The organism is Sporosarcina sp. FSL K6-1540, from assembly GCF_038620285.1.
In the GTDB taxonomy this organism is placed as follows: domain Bacteria; phylum Bacillota; class Bacilli; order Bacillales_A; family Planococcaceae; genus Sporosarcina; species Sporosarcina psychrophila.
Map to the genome: position 1 here is coordinate 2,813,054 of NZ_CP152018.1, position 14,827 is coordinate 2,827,880.

12 protein-coding genes are annotated in these 14,827 nt (G+C 39.4%); 7 read left to right on the forward strand and 5 right to left on the reverse strand.

What is annotated here, in order from left to right; all coding sequences use genetic code 11:
• The first annotated feature begins 128 nt into the window (after positions 1 to 128).
• The 5 genes from MKY15_RS13335 to MKY15_RS13355 all read left to right on the forward strand — a co-directional run bounded on the left by MKY15_RS13335 (position 129) and on the right by MKY15_RS13355 (position 4,952).
• A complete protein-coding gene (locus MKY15_RS13335; protein WP_342537742.1) occupies positions 129 to 1,076 on the forward strand; it encodes a stalk domain-containing protein in 948 nt (315 codons plus the stop codon).
• A gap of 173 nt (positions 1,077 to 1,249) precedes the next feature.
• On the forward strand, positions 1,250 to 2,791 hold the full coding sequence (locus tag MKY15_RS13340; protein ID WP_338653227.1) for an S-layer homology domain-containing protein: 1,542 nt from the start codon (positions 1,250 to 1,252) through the stop codon (positions 2,789 to 2,791).
• Between the two features lie 194 nt (positions 2,792 to 2,985).
• Positions 2,986 to 4,368, forward strand: coding sequence for an S-layer homology domain-containing protein (locus tag MKY15_RS13345; protein WP_338653226.1), 1,383 nt, complete (start codon positions 2,986 to 2,988; stop codon positions 4,366 to 4,368).
• A 157-nt stretch (positions 4,369 to 4,525) separates the two neighbouring features.
• A complete protein-coding gene (locus MKY15_RS13350; RefSeq protein WP_231885777.1) occupies positions 4,526 to 4,834 on the forward strand; it encodes a hypothetical protein in 309 nt (102 codons plus the stop codon).
• Positions 4,827 to 4,952 (forward strand): hypothetical protein, encoded by a 126-nt coding sequence (locus tag MKY15_RS13355; RefSeq protein ID WP_255428601.1) that lies wholly within the window; start codon positions 4,827 to 4,829, stop codon positions 4,950 to 4,952. Before MKY15_RS13350 ends, MKY15_RS13355 begins: the two co-directional genes overlap by 8 nt.
• An 89-nt stretch (positions 4,953 to 5,041) precedes the next feature.
• Here the strand turns inward: MKY15_RS13355 and MKY15_RS13360 are convergent, their stop codons facing one another.
• The 5 genes from MKY15_RS13360 to MKY15_RS13380 form a co-directional block, all read right to left on the reverse strand.
• A complete protein-coding gene (locus MKY15_RS13360; protein ID WP_338653224.1) occupies positions 5,042 to 5,707 on the reverse strand; it encodes an exonuclease domain-containing protein in 666 nt (221 codons plus the stop codon).
• Between the two features lie 32 nt (positions 5,708 to 5,739).
• Positions 5,740 to 7,659: a DUF294 nucleotidyltransferase-like domain-containing protein gene (locus tag MKY15_RS13365; protein WP_342537743.1), complete on the reverse strand. Its 1,920-nt coding sequence runs from the start codon at positions 7,657 to 7,659 to the stop codon at positions 5,740 to 5,742.
• 83 nt (positions 7,660 to 7,742) lie between these two features.
• A complete protein-coding gene (locus tag MKY15_RS13370; RefSeq protein WP_338653222.1) occupies positions 7,743 to 9,293 on the reverse strand; it encodes a sodium/solute symporter in 1,551 nt (516 codons plus the stop codon).
• 15 nt (positions 9,294 to 9,308) lie between these two features.
• On the reverse strand, positions 9,309 to 9,641 hold the full coding sequence (locus MKY15_RS13375; protein ID WP_067206749.1) for a DUF485 domain-containing protein: 333 nt from the start codon (positions 9,639 to 9,641) through the stop codon (positions 9,309 to 9,311).
• Between the two features lie 546 nt (positions 9,642 to 10,187).
• On the reverse strand, positions 10,188 to 10,697 hold the full coding sequence (locus MKY15_RS13380) for a ferritin-like domain-containing protein (RefSeq protein ID WP_067206752.1): 510 nt from the start codon (positions 10,695 to 10,697) through the stop codon (positions 10,188 to 10,190).
• Positions 10,698 to 11,045: 348 nt separating this feature from the next.
• Between MKY15_RS13380 and MKY15_RS13385 the strand changes: the two genes are divergently transcribed.
• Complete coding sequence (locus MKY15_RS13385) at positions 11,046 to 11,438, forward strand: hypothetical protein (protein ID WP_255428602.1); 393 nt, start codon at positions 11,046 to 11,048, stop codon at positions 11,436 to 11,438.
• Entirely contained in the window at positions 11,422 to 14,118 is a 2,697-nt protein-coding gene (locus MKY15_RS13390; protein WP_338653218.1) for a DEAD/DEAH box helicase, read from the forward strand. The genes MKY15_RS13385 and MKY15_RS13390 overlap by 17 nt, the downstream gene beginning before the upstream one ends.
• Positions 14,119 to 14,827: the final 709 nt, after the last annotated feature.

Below are 14,827 nucleotides of genomic sequence, written 5' to 3' on the forward strand. Positions count from 1 at the left end.
CCCCCGCGCCCCGATCAAATAACCCGACCGACCGATCATATCCCATAATGGCCCCGCCAAAAAAAATGAAACTTCTTCCATCGTCCTCCGTCTAATCAATTGAATAAGGAAAAGTGAGGAGAGATATTATGAAGAAAATCGGTACAATCGCATTGGCAGCACTATTAGCAGGAAGCGTAGTGGGTGGCTATTCAGCACAAGCACAAGAAGATACTACACAAGCCATTAGTGAAAAAGAACAAGTTACGACAAACTTTATGAAAGCTACGGGTGTCATTCAAGAAATTGAAAAAGAAGAAGAGGGAATTCGTGTAACGATTGAAAATGAAGATAAAATGATTACGATTTTGCGCATCAATGATAATTCCTTGCTATTTAATAGTGGGACGACAAAATCTTTAAAACCAGCAGACTTTAAAAAGGGTGCAACTGTTTCAGCCTATTATGATAAAAATAAACCTATGATCCTGATTTATCCGGCAACAGTGACACCTGAAATTGTCATTTTAAACGATGAAGAAGTTTTTGGTGAAGTGAAAGTCAGCCAGTTTGACAAAGAATTCTTAAGCTTGGATGGCGAGTTGAAATTGAATATCGGCAAAGATACGCCTCTTTTCAATCAACAAGGTAAAGCAATCGAATTGAAAGAGTTGAACGGTAAAGAATTGATGGTATTTTACTCAATCACAACGAGAAGCCTACCACCACAAACACCACCAACTAAAATTATTGCTTTGGATAATGCAACAGTAGAAGCACCTGAAGTTGAGCCGGAAGAAAAACCAGAAGTATCAACAGGCTTACAAGACATCATCGCTAACGACCACTACATGAAAAATGGCGTTAAGATGATTCCACTTCGTATAGTCGCTGAGCATCTTGGTTATCATGTTCTTTCTCAACCAAAAGTAAATGGTGCACTTGTTACATTAGACAACAGTTCATTCACTATTAAACGAGGCGACAACATATATGGTTATAATAAAAGCATTCGTAAATTCGAAGTTGCACCAGAATTGAAAGGTATGAAAACATACGTTTCAGAAGACTTCTTGGAGCTACTAATCCAAAACTAACAATCGAAAAGCATGGCATATGAAAAAAAGCTTGAAACGATGGGACTGCCCTGTAAAAGGTCAGGCGTTTCAGGCTTTTTTCTATGTTATTTCATGAAGAATCACTATACAGAATGTTCAATCTCCTGTACTGTTAATATACAATCTTTCACTAGAAAAGGAGTTTATGTTTGATGAAAAAGATTATGGTATTTTTTACTGCGCTGCTTGTTATGTTCGCTACATTCGGCAATGTTTCTGCGGCACCATTATTTAAAGACGTCAATGATAAGTACGGGTCGAAAGCAGAATTAGATTTTTTGGCGGAGCGTGGTATTATCTTTGCAGACCCGGCACAAAACTTTGGGGTGAATGAAGAAATTACGCGCCTTGAAGCTTCAGCTATGATTATTAGGGCGTTAGGACTCGAAACGGTAGACCGACCCGATCCAAACTTCACCGACGTCACTCCAGAAGACGAGGGATACGACATCATTGCGACAATAACCGATGAAGGTATCGTCAACGGTAATGCTGAGGGCGAGTTCATGCCGAACAATAAGTTAACAAGGGGACAGATGGCAGCGATTTTAGTCAAGGCATTTGAGTTGAAGGGAACAACAGAACAGACTTTCAAAGATGTCGATTCGGCATACTGGGCGTCTGATTCTATTAAAACGCTCTTCGCTAATGAAATCACAACGGGTTATCCAAACAATACATATAAGCCAACAGCATTCATTACAAAAGCGAATTTCGGTGTGTTTCTCGCACGAATACTGAACCCAGAATTTAAAAAACAGCCTGTCTGCTATAAGTCTGACGGTAAAAAGACGGCAGTTGTTGCTGTGCAGGTGACAAACTTATGGAAATCACCGAACAACAATCGTGTAGTGGACCGTCCTTCTATTTCTAATCCTACCGACATTCAAAAGTGGGCGAAAAGCATGTCTGTCAGTCAAAAATTATGGCTTGTTGGAAAAACAGATACACAAGCCCTTTATGGGCAAGAAGTTGTTATTCTAAAAAGTAGCGGAAACTGGCATGAAATTGCTGTAAAGGACCAATACACGCCTAGGAATAAAGCGGGATATCCAGGATGGGTTCCGAAATCTCATGTGACGGAAATAACGACTGATTATACGGATTGCCAACTAGCAATCGTTGATACGAATATCGCTACTCTTTATAATGAACCGAAAAAGGCCAACAAGTTCATGGATATCAGCTACACAACAATGCTTCCTGTCATTAAGGAAGAAGGGGATTGGTTACACGTTCAAACGCCTGCCAATGGTGTGAAATATTTGCGTAAGCAAGATGCAAAAGTCGTTAAAAACTTTGCTGCAATACCAAAACCGACTCAACAAGATATCGTCGATAGTGCCAAGATGTTTCTTGGACTTCCGTACATCTGGTCAGGGATATCAGGTTTTGGCTTTGACTGTTCGGGTCTTATCCATTCGGTTTACAAAAATCACGGCATCATGATTCCGCGTGATTCATTCGTCCAGGCGGTGAATGGTACACCTGTTGCAAGGAAAAGTATGCAACCGGGCGATTTACTATTTTTTGCGTACAATCAAGGTAAAGGGAAGGTCTATCACGTCGGCATGTATATCGGAAAAGGTCAAATGATCCACGCACCCAATTCAAGTAGAAACGTCGAAATTGTATCCATTGATACACACCCATACAAAGCAAACTATGCAGGCTCAAGAAGATATTTGAAATAACCACTACACTAGATTGTGAACCGATTGGGAAATTGGTTCACCGTCTTTTTTTTCATGAAAACGGTCCATCTATTAAATGAAATTACTATTTATTGAACAAATGAATACCTATATAAACTGAGCGAAGGCACCTTATAAGGGAGTCTTGCTTCCAATACATATGTTATAATTTACTAGAATAAGGGGGTATTAAAATGAAGAAATTTACCATGGCACTTGTTGCATTCCTGCTAGTGTTTACTATTATTCCTATTGCGAAAGCAGAAACAGGGCGCGATTCAAACCCATTTTCCGACTTAAAGGGACCGAATGGAGATATTATTTATTTGTATAATAAAAACATTATCGGTGGTTATCCAGATGGAACGTTCCGACCGAATGAACCCATCACGCGTGCTCAGGTCGCAGCAATGCTTGTGAAAGCGCTCGATTTTAAGCTGATTGACAAACCGACAGTGCAATTTAAAGACGTTTCCAATATATCTAAACATTATCAAACCTTGGCGACAGTCAGTGAACTTGGTATTCTTCGTGGAGAAAATGGTTATATGCGCCCCGGAGAAATCACGACAAGAGCGCAAATGGCGGCAATCTTGCGCAGAGCATTCGAGTTGCCAATGGACAATCAGCCGACATTTGTCGATGTATCGCCAGCAAATTGGGCTTTTAAGGATATCAATAGTTTAGCTAAAAACTTGATAGCAGGTGGATACCAAGATGGAACGTTCAAACCGGGAAATCCGGTAACACGTTCGCAATTTTCTTCTTTCCTAGCCCGTGCTCTTGATGACAAAATGAAACTTGCGGGTTATCGTTCTGCTGTCAGTGAAAAAGGTGTAGAAGTTGAACGGGACGGTTGGATATACACAGTGAAAACTAACAAACTTGTGAAAATTAATCAAAAGACAAAAGAGGAAATTATCTTACTGTCAGAAGATGATTTCAGTGATTCAGATGGCTATGTAGAGCAAAAGCTTAGAAATGGATTTCCCATCATCTTGTTCAATAATCAAATCTTCACTCCTTATTGGAAAGAAGTTGATATAAAGAGCGGGTTGCCAACAGATTATGGTCTAATGGTATCATCGATAACGGGTGAGAAATTAAGCACAACTGGTGACAAGTACAACGATATTACCATGTATAACCTTCCGAATAGCAATGTTATCCGGAATGTAACACTCCATAATTTTGAAATCTACTTCACGATAGAGAAAAAGGTTCGTCAATTCGATAAAGGTTTTAATGAGGAAGTTAATACTGATGATATGTTAATCCTTTATTCAGCCGATCAAATTGGCTTTGGCATAAAGAAAGTTCATGAGTTTGATGCGCGTGTCATTTTTGACGATATAAAAGGTTCAAAAGTGAAACCTAACGTAAATCAAAATAATAAATCGATTAAATATGATTCTAGTGCCATGTATTATTTCAATAAAAAAGGTGTTTTCTCCTACAGTATGCTGAATGGTAAAACGAAAAGGTTGTCTACTATCCAAGCGCAAGATATGACTGTAATGGACACTGAAATCATAGTTGAAGATAGTAAGGGGAAAAAACACATTCTGAAAAAATGACGAAAAGCATCCTTCGGGGTGTTTTTTTTTGTGGTAATAAGGAATTGAAACTCCTTTTCTAAAGGAATTCCAAACACAAACATAAAGCCTTCAACATAAGATAAACAATAAGGCACCAAAGTACGAATCACTATCCCGAAAAAGGATGTGTTTAGGCGTGTACAATAATTTCAATCAAAATCCAAATACAAAATACACGCTGGGCGATCTCTTGAAAGGGAAAGATCTTGAAATTGTAGCGGCATCACTCCTTTTGCTCGGCAAACTGAAAGTCGATTCCGTTCAACTATTTAGGGATAAACCAGTCATATCAGTTACATTGCTAGGAGAGTTTAAAAGTTTAAACGATAAAAAAGTAAATGAAATGACTGATTTTCTAGAGAAAAATGGTGATCTAACATTAGACGAGTTATTTGAGGGAATAAAAAGGCGAATGAATAAAGACAGGGGGAACGGACGTGAGTGAAAAAATCGGTTTTGACGCCGGAAGTTTTATTAATACGGTCATCTTAATCGTATTTCTTCTTCTCCTAGTTTTTGGCTCGACGAATTTAGGGGAGTTGACGGAAGTGGTAGATCTATAATAATTAATAATGTTTCTTCATCCTATAAGCACGAAAAAGGGGAACCAGGACTCCAAATAAATCAGCGGGTCCTGTTTTATTAGCTATAGCTAAAACCGAGCTGTCTTTAGACGAAGATTACTGTGTTTCAATCGCAGTAAATCCGCCAGCGTTATAATTCCTTTTTCTTCAAGATGCTTCAATAATTCAACAAATAAATGAGCTGTTGTCTGTGCATCTCCAAGTGCGCGGTGGCGTTCAAATAGTGGCGTGCCAAATAGCTGTGCGTACTCTTTGAGATCTAGTTGGTCCCAAGATGGATTTAAATAATCGATTAAATCAAGCGTATCAAAAGAAGTGGGTTCTTCGTAGGAGTATTTCACACGCTGTAATTCTTTTTTTATGACCAGCGTATCAAAGCTTACATGATGTCCAATCCACCCTCCACTCTTCGTATCCTCAATAAACTGAAAGTAGCTCTCTATAGCTTCGAGCGCAGTTGGGGCATTTTCTACATGGTATTGTTCAATAGAAGTTAACCTAGTAATATATTCAGGTATTTCACCTAATGGCTTTACAAAGGTCTGGAATACACGATTCGTTACTTCAGACTTTTCGACATGGACAGCTCCAATTTCAATGAGTCCGTCATCGGCAGCAATTGCAAACCCAGTCGTTTCAGTATCGAAGACAGTAAACGGCATATCACGCAACTTTGTATTCAGCAAAAATGATTGATCCAACTTATAATTTAATCGTTGTTTTCTCCAAAACATACCTATTGCCTCCAAGCGATAGCGAAAATAGATCATAATTTTGCAAGTAGATGTGATTGCAGCGCGTGGACTGTCGTTAACATCGTTGTTATTTCATCCTGTTGCCATCTTCGCATCGATGCAAACTGAATTTCTGTGGTAATAGATTCATTTCGCAGATGTTTTTTCCAAGCCAGTTGAATTCGTGTTCTTAGTGCAATTTCATATGCATGACGTATATCATCGGCAAAGCCAGCCGATAGTTCACCTAATTGTACAAGGTCGTCTACTAATTGTAATGGTGTGCGTGTAATGATATTTTTTTGAACGCCCAGTATTTGTAGGCAATGATGCATTGGAAACAATGCGTTTTTTTTAATGTCAATGATTTCTCGGGTTCCTTTTCCTTTAAATAATGCCAAAAAGGACTGGTTTACTTGCGGTATGGGCTTGTTTTGTTCCTGCTGCGCCATGTAATAAAGAAAAGTTTGTGAGGACTTCAATTGAATTTGTACCATCCAAACAAAATGATTATGTAACGATGCATCACCCATTAGAAAACGAAAAGATAAAAAGTTATAGCCAAGTAATATATCATCATTAGTCGCCTTAAGCGCCCAGTTACGTAGACGTTGCTGCCAATCGGAAACGGAACCGCGCCACTGTACCTCGCTTGACATCATTTTTCCGACGCATCTGGAATAGCCAGCTTTCTCCAAATGCTTAACAATTGCATCACCAAGCAATGAAAAATAAAACGCCACGTGCTTCTTATCATCTTCCTGTGGGTCGGTGTAGACAAGGAAGTGATCCTGGTCCGTCAACATGAATTGTTCGCCCCTAGCACCACTGCCCATCTCATACCATGCGAAGGGGACGGGCGGTGTTCCTTTACCTTGCCTTTCTAACGACTGTACAGCGAGTTTAACACAGTGTCGTGCGAGTCGGTCGTATAGTTTTGTAATAATCTCCAACGTATGAATGGTAGAGATATCATCGTTAATTAAACTAGATAACACATCGTAAATCGCGTTTTTAACTCCAGGTAAATTTTCGAAAGAAGCCTCTTCAATCGTTTTCAATACACCCATTGATCCACGATCACGCTTAAAAATAAGATTGGACAGTGTAACTATACCTACCAAACGATTACCTTCGACAACGGGTAAGTGTTTTACCCCATTCTTATAAAATGCCGAAAGGACTTCGTAATAATAATCATGACGTGAAATAGTATGCGGTTTTTTTGTCATAATATCTTTAGCTTTCAGTTCGCCGTTTGCCACTTGTGCAACGACTCTTTGGACAAGGTCTTTTTTTGTAATGATCCCGATTAGTTGCTCTTCCTGATCCACGACCATTAGCGAACTGATTGAGTTATCGACCATTATTCGTGCTATTTGCTGAACTGACGCATCTTCAGAGGCCGTAATCACAGAGGAGTTCATAAAGTCTTCGACACGACGTACATAAGGCTCGCTTTCTCCCCACTCATCTGACAACTTAACCTGCTCACCAAGGGAAGCATAGACATTTGCGAGCCGAATAGACATGAGTTTCAAAATAGCGTCACGGACATCCGTGTCATCTATTCTTTCTTTTAGGACAGCGTATGGAATCTGTAGGCAATAGGAATCTTCCACTACTTCTATTTCGAGATGATGACGATCGAGTGGCCGATTGGATTCACCTAAATAATAAGCGATATTTGAAAAACCGATTACCTCACCTTCTTGAACTTCTTCAAGGGCGAAGGAGTGCCCATCATCACCAACAATGAATATCTCTGCTGTCCCTTTTAAAATGAGTAACAACCCTTCATGAGGTGTTATAAAGTAATTCACTTTTGCAGATTTCCGATAATAGGTAAGTTTGCATTCAGCCATTAGTTCAGCAAATTTTTCATCTGTTAATCCTCTGAAAATAGGCTGGTCATGCACTTTCTTATACATTTCTTGTTGTGCACTGTTCATTATGAATTTCCTCCACCTTCATCTTTTTAGAGAAAAATCCCCCTCGTCCAGTTAAATTAGGGAGGGGGATTTTTTGCTATGAATTATCGTTCTAGCTCTCTATAACCTGTTTCTGCTTTAAATTTCACTTCGGCATAAGAAACCTCTTCAGCTTCGAATTTCTTAGATGAAACGAGTGTACCAATAATCGCTGCTAAGAATCCTGCTGGAACTGAAATTATGGCAGGGTTCGAATATGGGAAGAGTGGTTGCCCAACGAAGAACGCCGCTCCTTCTACAGGATTAATAACGCTAGGGCTTAATGCAACAAGTACAAGCGCGACAATTAAACCAGTTAACATTGAAGCAACTGCGCCTGTCGTATTGAATTTTTTCCAATAGATCGTAAGAAGAATTGTCGGAACGTTCGCAGAGGCGGCGATACAGAATGCGAGTGAAACAAGAAACGCGACATTCAATTTTTCCGCACCTAGTGCTAAAATGATTGAGACAATAGCAACAGCAAGTGCAGCGAATCTTGCAGCTTTAACTTGTTGTTTCTCTGTTACTTTTCCTTTTTTAATAATTTCTGCGTAAATATCATGTGCAATAGCTGAAGCTCCTGACAAAACAAGTCCGGCAACAACTGCTAGAATCGTTGCGAACGCAACCGCTGCAACGAATGACTCAAGTGCTGATCCTCCCAACACACCCGCTAACATTGGTGCGGCCATGTTCCCAGCAGCATTCTCAGCAACAATGGCATCCACACCAACAAACTTAGCTGCACCGAATCCAAGGAAAATGGTTAAGACGTAGAATATACCTATAATCCAAACTGCATAAATAACAGAAGAACGAGCTGTTTTCGCATCTTTTACCGTGAAGAAACGCATTAAGATATGCGGTAAGCCAGCCGTACCTAAAACGAGTGCAATTAGTACAGAGATCAAACCAATCGGATCTTTATAGATTATTCCGGAATGTAAGAAGGCATCGCCATGTGGTGTTGCCGTTCTCATGGCATCAAACATCCCAATAAAGTTGAAATTAAACTTTAACAAAACGAGGAATGAAATAACAATGGTTCCTATCATAAGTAAAATCGCTTTAACAATTTGAACCCAACTTGTTGCAGTCATACCACCGAATAGTACATAGATTGTCATCATGACACCAACGATTAGAACTGCAATCCAGTAGTCAATTCCAAGAAGTAATTTAATAAGTGCACCTGCACCTACAAGCTGAGCAAGCATATAAAATAAAACAATCGTAATTGTATTTAACGCTGCAGCGCCACGAACCTTTTTTGCTCCAAAACGTGCTCCAATCATGTCAGCCATTGTAAATTTCCCTAGATTACGAAGCGGCTCGGCGATTAGAAATAAAACTACTAGATATGCAGTTAACCAGCCGATACTATAGTAAAATCCATCAAATCCATTTAACGAAATTGCTCCGGCAATACCAAGGAATGATGCGGCAGATAAGTAGTCCCCAGCAATCGCCATTCCGTTTTGCCAACCGGTTAACGATCCCCCAGCCGTGTAAAAATCACTTGCAGTTGTCGTCTGTTTGGCAGCCCAGTATGTAATACCGAGTGTCAATCCAATCACTGCAACGAAAATTGCTATTGATATAATATTGTCCACGTGTAAGTACCCCCTTTATTTTAAAACATTTTTCTTTAGAATTTCTTCAACGTCTATATCGAAGCTTTTCGCTTTGTTCATATAGATGGATGTAAACACCCATACCATTACGAACATGCTTAATGAATAGACCCATGTCCAAGTCATCCAACCGATGGCTCGATTTTCAAGTATGGTTGTATATCCGGTGAGAATAGGTAGTGTAAAATAGGCGATAAAAAAGAAAATAATGTATGGCGTAGAAAAGATTCTTTTTCGTTTGACTAAATTTTTGAATTCAGGTGTATTGATAATTTTTTCATAGTCCAATGTTTCACTTGCTTGCTTTTTCTTCGGATTTTTACCCACGATTTCATCCCCTTTTTTTCTGAAGTGTTGAAAACTGGTAGTTTAGTAAAGTAATAAGCCTCCTTTTAGATGAATTAGCTCTCATATTTTGTAAAAAACGCACTAAATCTGTTAAAAATGTTAATCATATAATAGAAGGCTAGTTTCACATTACCAAATTTTCCGATAACGCACAAGGTATTTTTCTGAATAGTTAAAACTTAGTTTTGTCACTGCGAGAAAAGGAACTTATCAAATGGCTAGGAATTAGCGGCAAGTATAGACAATGGAACCAATTTATATATATTAAAATACAGAAACCCATTGAATTCACTACGGCGGGAGGGTGTCCCTTATAAGGCGCCTTCGCTCAGCCAATTTAAGTATCCAATGGTTCAACATTTATAAAGGGAGGTGAAGTCATAGGGTATTAGTATCCTATCAATCTGGTGGGAGAGGAAAGTGTTATGAGGTCTAAGACATGTAGGTATATCACAAAAAAAGTGTATAAAAATACCCCTCATCTTCGTCAAGGAAGAGAGGGGGAGTGAAAAAATTGGAACTTATTCATTCTCCAGATTCTGCAGAGAAGTCGCGTTGCCCAAGTTCTTTTTCATAAATGTATAATGCGTTTTTATCTTCTCCGATACGCTTCAAATACTCGATATGTGTATCGAAAGATGCTTCCTCTTCAACTTGTTCGTCCAAGAACCATCTCAAAAACGAAATTGTGGCATGTTCTTTTTCTTCCCAAGCGAGGTCCGTTAATTCATAAAAGTTCTTGGTAACGCCTTTTTCTTGTAGTAAACCCGATTCAAATGTATCCAATACTGACGCGAATTCGATTTTTGGCTCTGACGTTGCGGAGAATTTAGCTTGTAACCCGCGGTCATTCATATAGTTGTAAATTTTCATGCCGTGAAAACGCTCTTCTTCGGCTTGTTGAAGATAGTAATTGGCAAAGCCAGCATAATTATTGTGCTCGCAATAAGCAGCCATTGCCATATAAGCTTGTGCAGCGTTGAACTCATTATTCATTTGCTGATTAAGAGCATCTGCTAGTCGTTGACTAATCATTATATTGCCTCCTTTTATTGTTAAGACTATTCTTCTTTATCATAGCCTAATCTAGATTTTCATTCACGTATTTTGATTGAAAACACGGAATTTTGTCGTATTAGGAGTTTTGGCAATAGGAAAAGACGAAATTTACGGTTAGAACTTGGAACATTGTATAATAGAGGATAAAAGTGAGTGTTCGCACCGGGAAAATATATGAACAAATTAGATACTAGTTTAATAAAAAGAATATTTACGGCTTCTACATTTAATAAATGAGAAGCTTACCATAAAAGTGGTAGAGTACATGGTTTACAATTAAATAGTGCTAAGAATATATGGCGTGCAACAGTCTCAGGAAGCAAGTTGTATACTGTTCAAATAGAATTGAATGGTTACGACATTGATGATGATTGTAACTGTCCTGCGCATTATTCCTATGGAGAGTGTAAGCATGTTTGTGCTACGGTTTTGGCAATTGCCGATGAACAAAACGTTGCTACTAGTAGCAAAAAGAGTGGAACGAAAAATGCAAGATATCGGCGAGCTGAAGAGTTGATTGATTACTTTGGAGAAAGTAACAATCGTTCAGAATTGAATGCAGAAGATGAGTGCTATTTGAAAGTAGAATTTCTATTGAGGGCACATACGTTAGCTAGCTATTATAGAGAAAAAGATATTTTTGACATTCAGATGAAAATTGGAACTAAACGATTATATATCGTCAAGGATATTCGGCAGCATGTCACAAAACACTGACTTGCAGTTTGGCAAGCATTTTACGTATGATCCCGCATATCATGTGTTTCAAATGGAAGATTTGGCGATTATCCATAAATTAATGCAGTTTTATAAAACTGAAACCATCTATGATACGAGTACTTGGGGAGGTAACGGTAGGTCAGGAAAAGATATAGTCATACCTCCATACGCGGTAGATGAGTTACTTGCTACCTTGCAACATCAAAATTGTGTTTTTCAGCAAGAAGATTTCGTTTATGGACAACTGCAAATTGTAGACGAAGATCTTCCTTTCTCCTTTTCGCTTGAAAATGGCAAGTCCAAAGAATTTCAATTGAAAGTAAGCGGACATGTAGATGGGGAATATTTTAAAACCTATGGCTGGTATGCATATAAAGGGAAATTACATAAACTATCGGGTGAACAGCAACGGGCATTACAACTATTCGTTCCATTAATTAAAAGTGGAGGAAGTCCAATTATCCCGATATCAGCTGAACAAGTTGGGACATTTGTTTCACAAGCCATGCCAAAGCTAAAGGAAATTGGTAAGGTTCAAGTAGCTAAGACTGTTTCTGCGTTTATTATGAATCCTCCACTACGGGTGAAAATGTTTGTGGAAGGGACTAGTGACCGTATCGAGGTGAAGGTAGAGTATCATTACGATTCGATTGTCATTAACCCGATTGCCCAAAGTGAGACCGATGCTAATGAGGAACAAACGATATTAATCCGTGATGCAAAACAGGAACAATTATTTATGAATGCATTCGAGGATTCTTCATTGAAAGTGAGTGAGAATCAGTATTACACAGATGACGAGGAAGATATATTCGGATTTCTATACGACACATTGGCGCTACTTGAAGAGAAGGCAGACATATTTTTAGCGCCAGCCATTAAATCATTGATTCTACCTACAGAGAAAATGGCTAAAGTTGCTGTCGATATCCACTCAAGTGGGAACCTATTGGAAGTTGACTTTTCAATGGACGGAGTGGATTACGACAAGGTTCCACATATTTTCCAGTCTGTTATTGAAAAGAAACGCTATGTGCGTTTACCAACTGGAGCCTTTTTGTCACTTGATGATGAACAGTTGAAGGACGTAGCAGATCTTTATAAAGAGTTAAATGATAAATCGATTGAAATGGTAAATGGTAAAATGAACATGCCGTTATATAGAGGTCTGCAAATCGAAGAGCGCTTAACGCAGTTGGACAAACAGAACCGGAAATTCGGGAAAAGCTTCCGGCAGTTCATAAGCGCCATTAAATCCCCAGAGGAAGAAGAATATGTGATACCGGACACACTTCAAGAAAACTTGCGAGATTATCAGTTGACGGGTTTTCAGTGGTTGAAGTCATTGGCACAATACCAACTGGGTGGAATTTTAGCAGATGACATGGGCTTAGGAAAGACCTTGCAATGTATTGCTTATATCCAATCGGAGAAGCAGGCTCAGTCGGGGAAGCCCGTGCTCGTAGTCGCTCCAGCATCATTGGTTTATAATTGGAAGAATGAATTCAGTAAGTTTTCTCCTGTATTAAGGGTGGATATCGCTACTGGAACGGTTCAGGAAAGAAAGGCTATTTTGGACCAGGATAATATTCCGGATGTATACATTACCTCCTATCATACGTTGAGGCAGGATTTAGAGTGGTATAAGGAGCAAGAATTCCATACGCTTATTCTAGATGAAGCGCAGTCGATAAAAAACTATGCGTCTAAAATTGCGCAAGCAGTAAGGGCGTTAACGGCGCATAAGCGGTTTGCCTTGTCTGGAACGCCGATTGAAAATTCATTGGACGAGTTGTGGGCGATTTTTCAAGCAATCATGCCTGGGTTTTTACATGATCAGAAAACGTTTCGTAGTTTAAAACCTGAATACATTGCTAGGGTGGTTAAACCTTTTATTTTGAGAAGGTTGAAAATGGACGTTTTGAAGGAATTACCTGACAAAATTGAAACGGTTCATTACTCAGAACTGAAGAAAGAACAGAAGGAGCTTTACCTCGGCTACTTGGACAAAATCCGCGCTGAAACAAAAGAGTCACTTGACACAGAAGGTTTAGGTAAAGGGAGAATTAAAATTTTGGCGGGACTGACAAGACTTCGGCAGCTTTGTTGTCACCCCTCTTTATTCATCGAGAACTACGAAGGGCAATCTGGAAAGCTGGAAGAGCTTTTTGAGATTATTGAAAACGGACGAGAAAATGGCCGCAAAATCTTAATCTTTTCACAGTTTTCAAGTATGTTGAAAATTATTCGGGAAAAGCTTGTACAATCAGGACAAAGTTGCTTCTATTTAGATGGTCAAACGCCAGCCAAGGAGCGAGTCCAACTCGTCGATGATTTTAATGAAGGATCTGAAACGATTTTTCTTATTTCATTAAAAGCTGGCGGGACTGGCCTGAATTTAACTGGTGCGGATACGGTTGTTCTCTATGACTTATGGTGGAATCCAGCAATCGAGGAGCAAGCAATTGGTAGAGCCCATCGAATGGGGCAGAAGAACGTTGTTCAAGTTATAAAGCTTATTGCCCAAGGAACAATAGAAGAAAAGATAAACGAATTGCAGCAAAGTAAAAAGGAATTAATCGATCAAGTTATTCAAACGGGTGAAACGATGCTATCCTCGTTATCGGAAGATATTATCGATTTAAGGTTATTCAGCAGGGATTCAAACCCCTGCTGAATAAAGTTGAAAACTCCGGTGGATGTCACAGCTTTTGAATTGTGTGAGTGTACAGAATCTCGTGAATATTACATTTGAAAGTGGGGGACAAGCCTGAGGATATTTCCGATATTCAGAGGTTGCTTGGCATGGAAGTGGAAAAAAGTATAAAAAATGTTGTGGGGCATAAATTTCAGATAAGCCGTGCACAGCACTAGTCAGTATATGAACGACAATTGCATGCTATATATGTTGAATTAATGAATCCCACTAAATTTACTGTGGCGCTCAATAGGGAGCTAGTATTAATTCGGGGTGTGGATTGTAGAACGCTTAGCGCTATTGGGGATGCTCTACGCAGTAAGCCTGGATTAGCGCTTCGCATCCAGTATTACAGCATCGGCTACCCCTTTGCCGCGCCTGCGCTAGGATGTTCATTATCGAGAGAAATGTGATTTTGAGATGTATATGCCGATTGCAGATTTCATCGCAGATAATGAAAAGCTCTTTCTTACATAGTCCATCCAGCGTAGGCGCGTCTTCGTGGTAGCCGGAGCGATAAGACTGAAAGTGGTTTCCTTTCTGGCTTATCGCGGGAGGCATCCACAAAGCGCCGAAGCGGTATTAGGGGGAATCCTAATTCATTTCAAGTACAAGGGCTTTTTCAGTGGCCTCCCAAAAGCCTGTGTAAAGCGCATACGCCGCAATCATTATTCTATATAATTTCCAG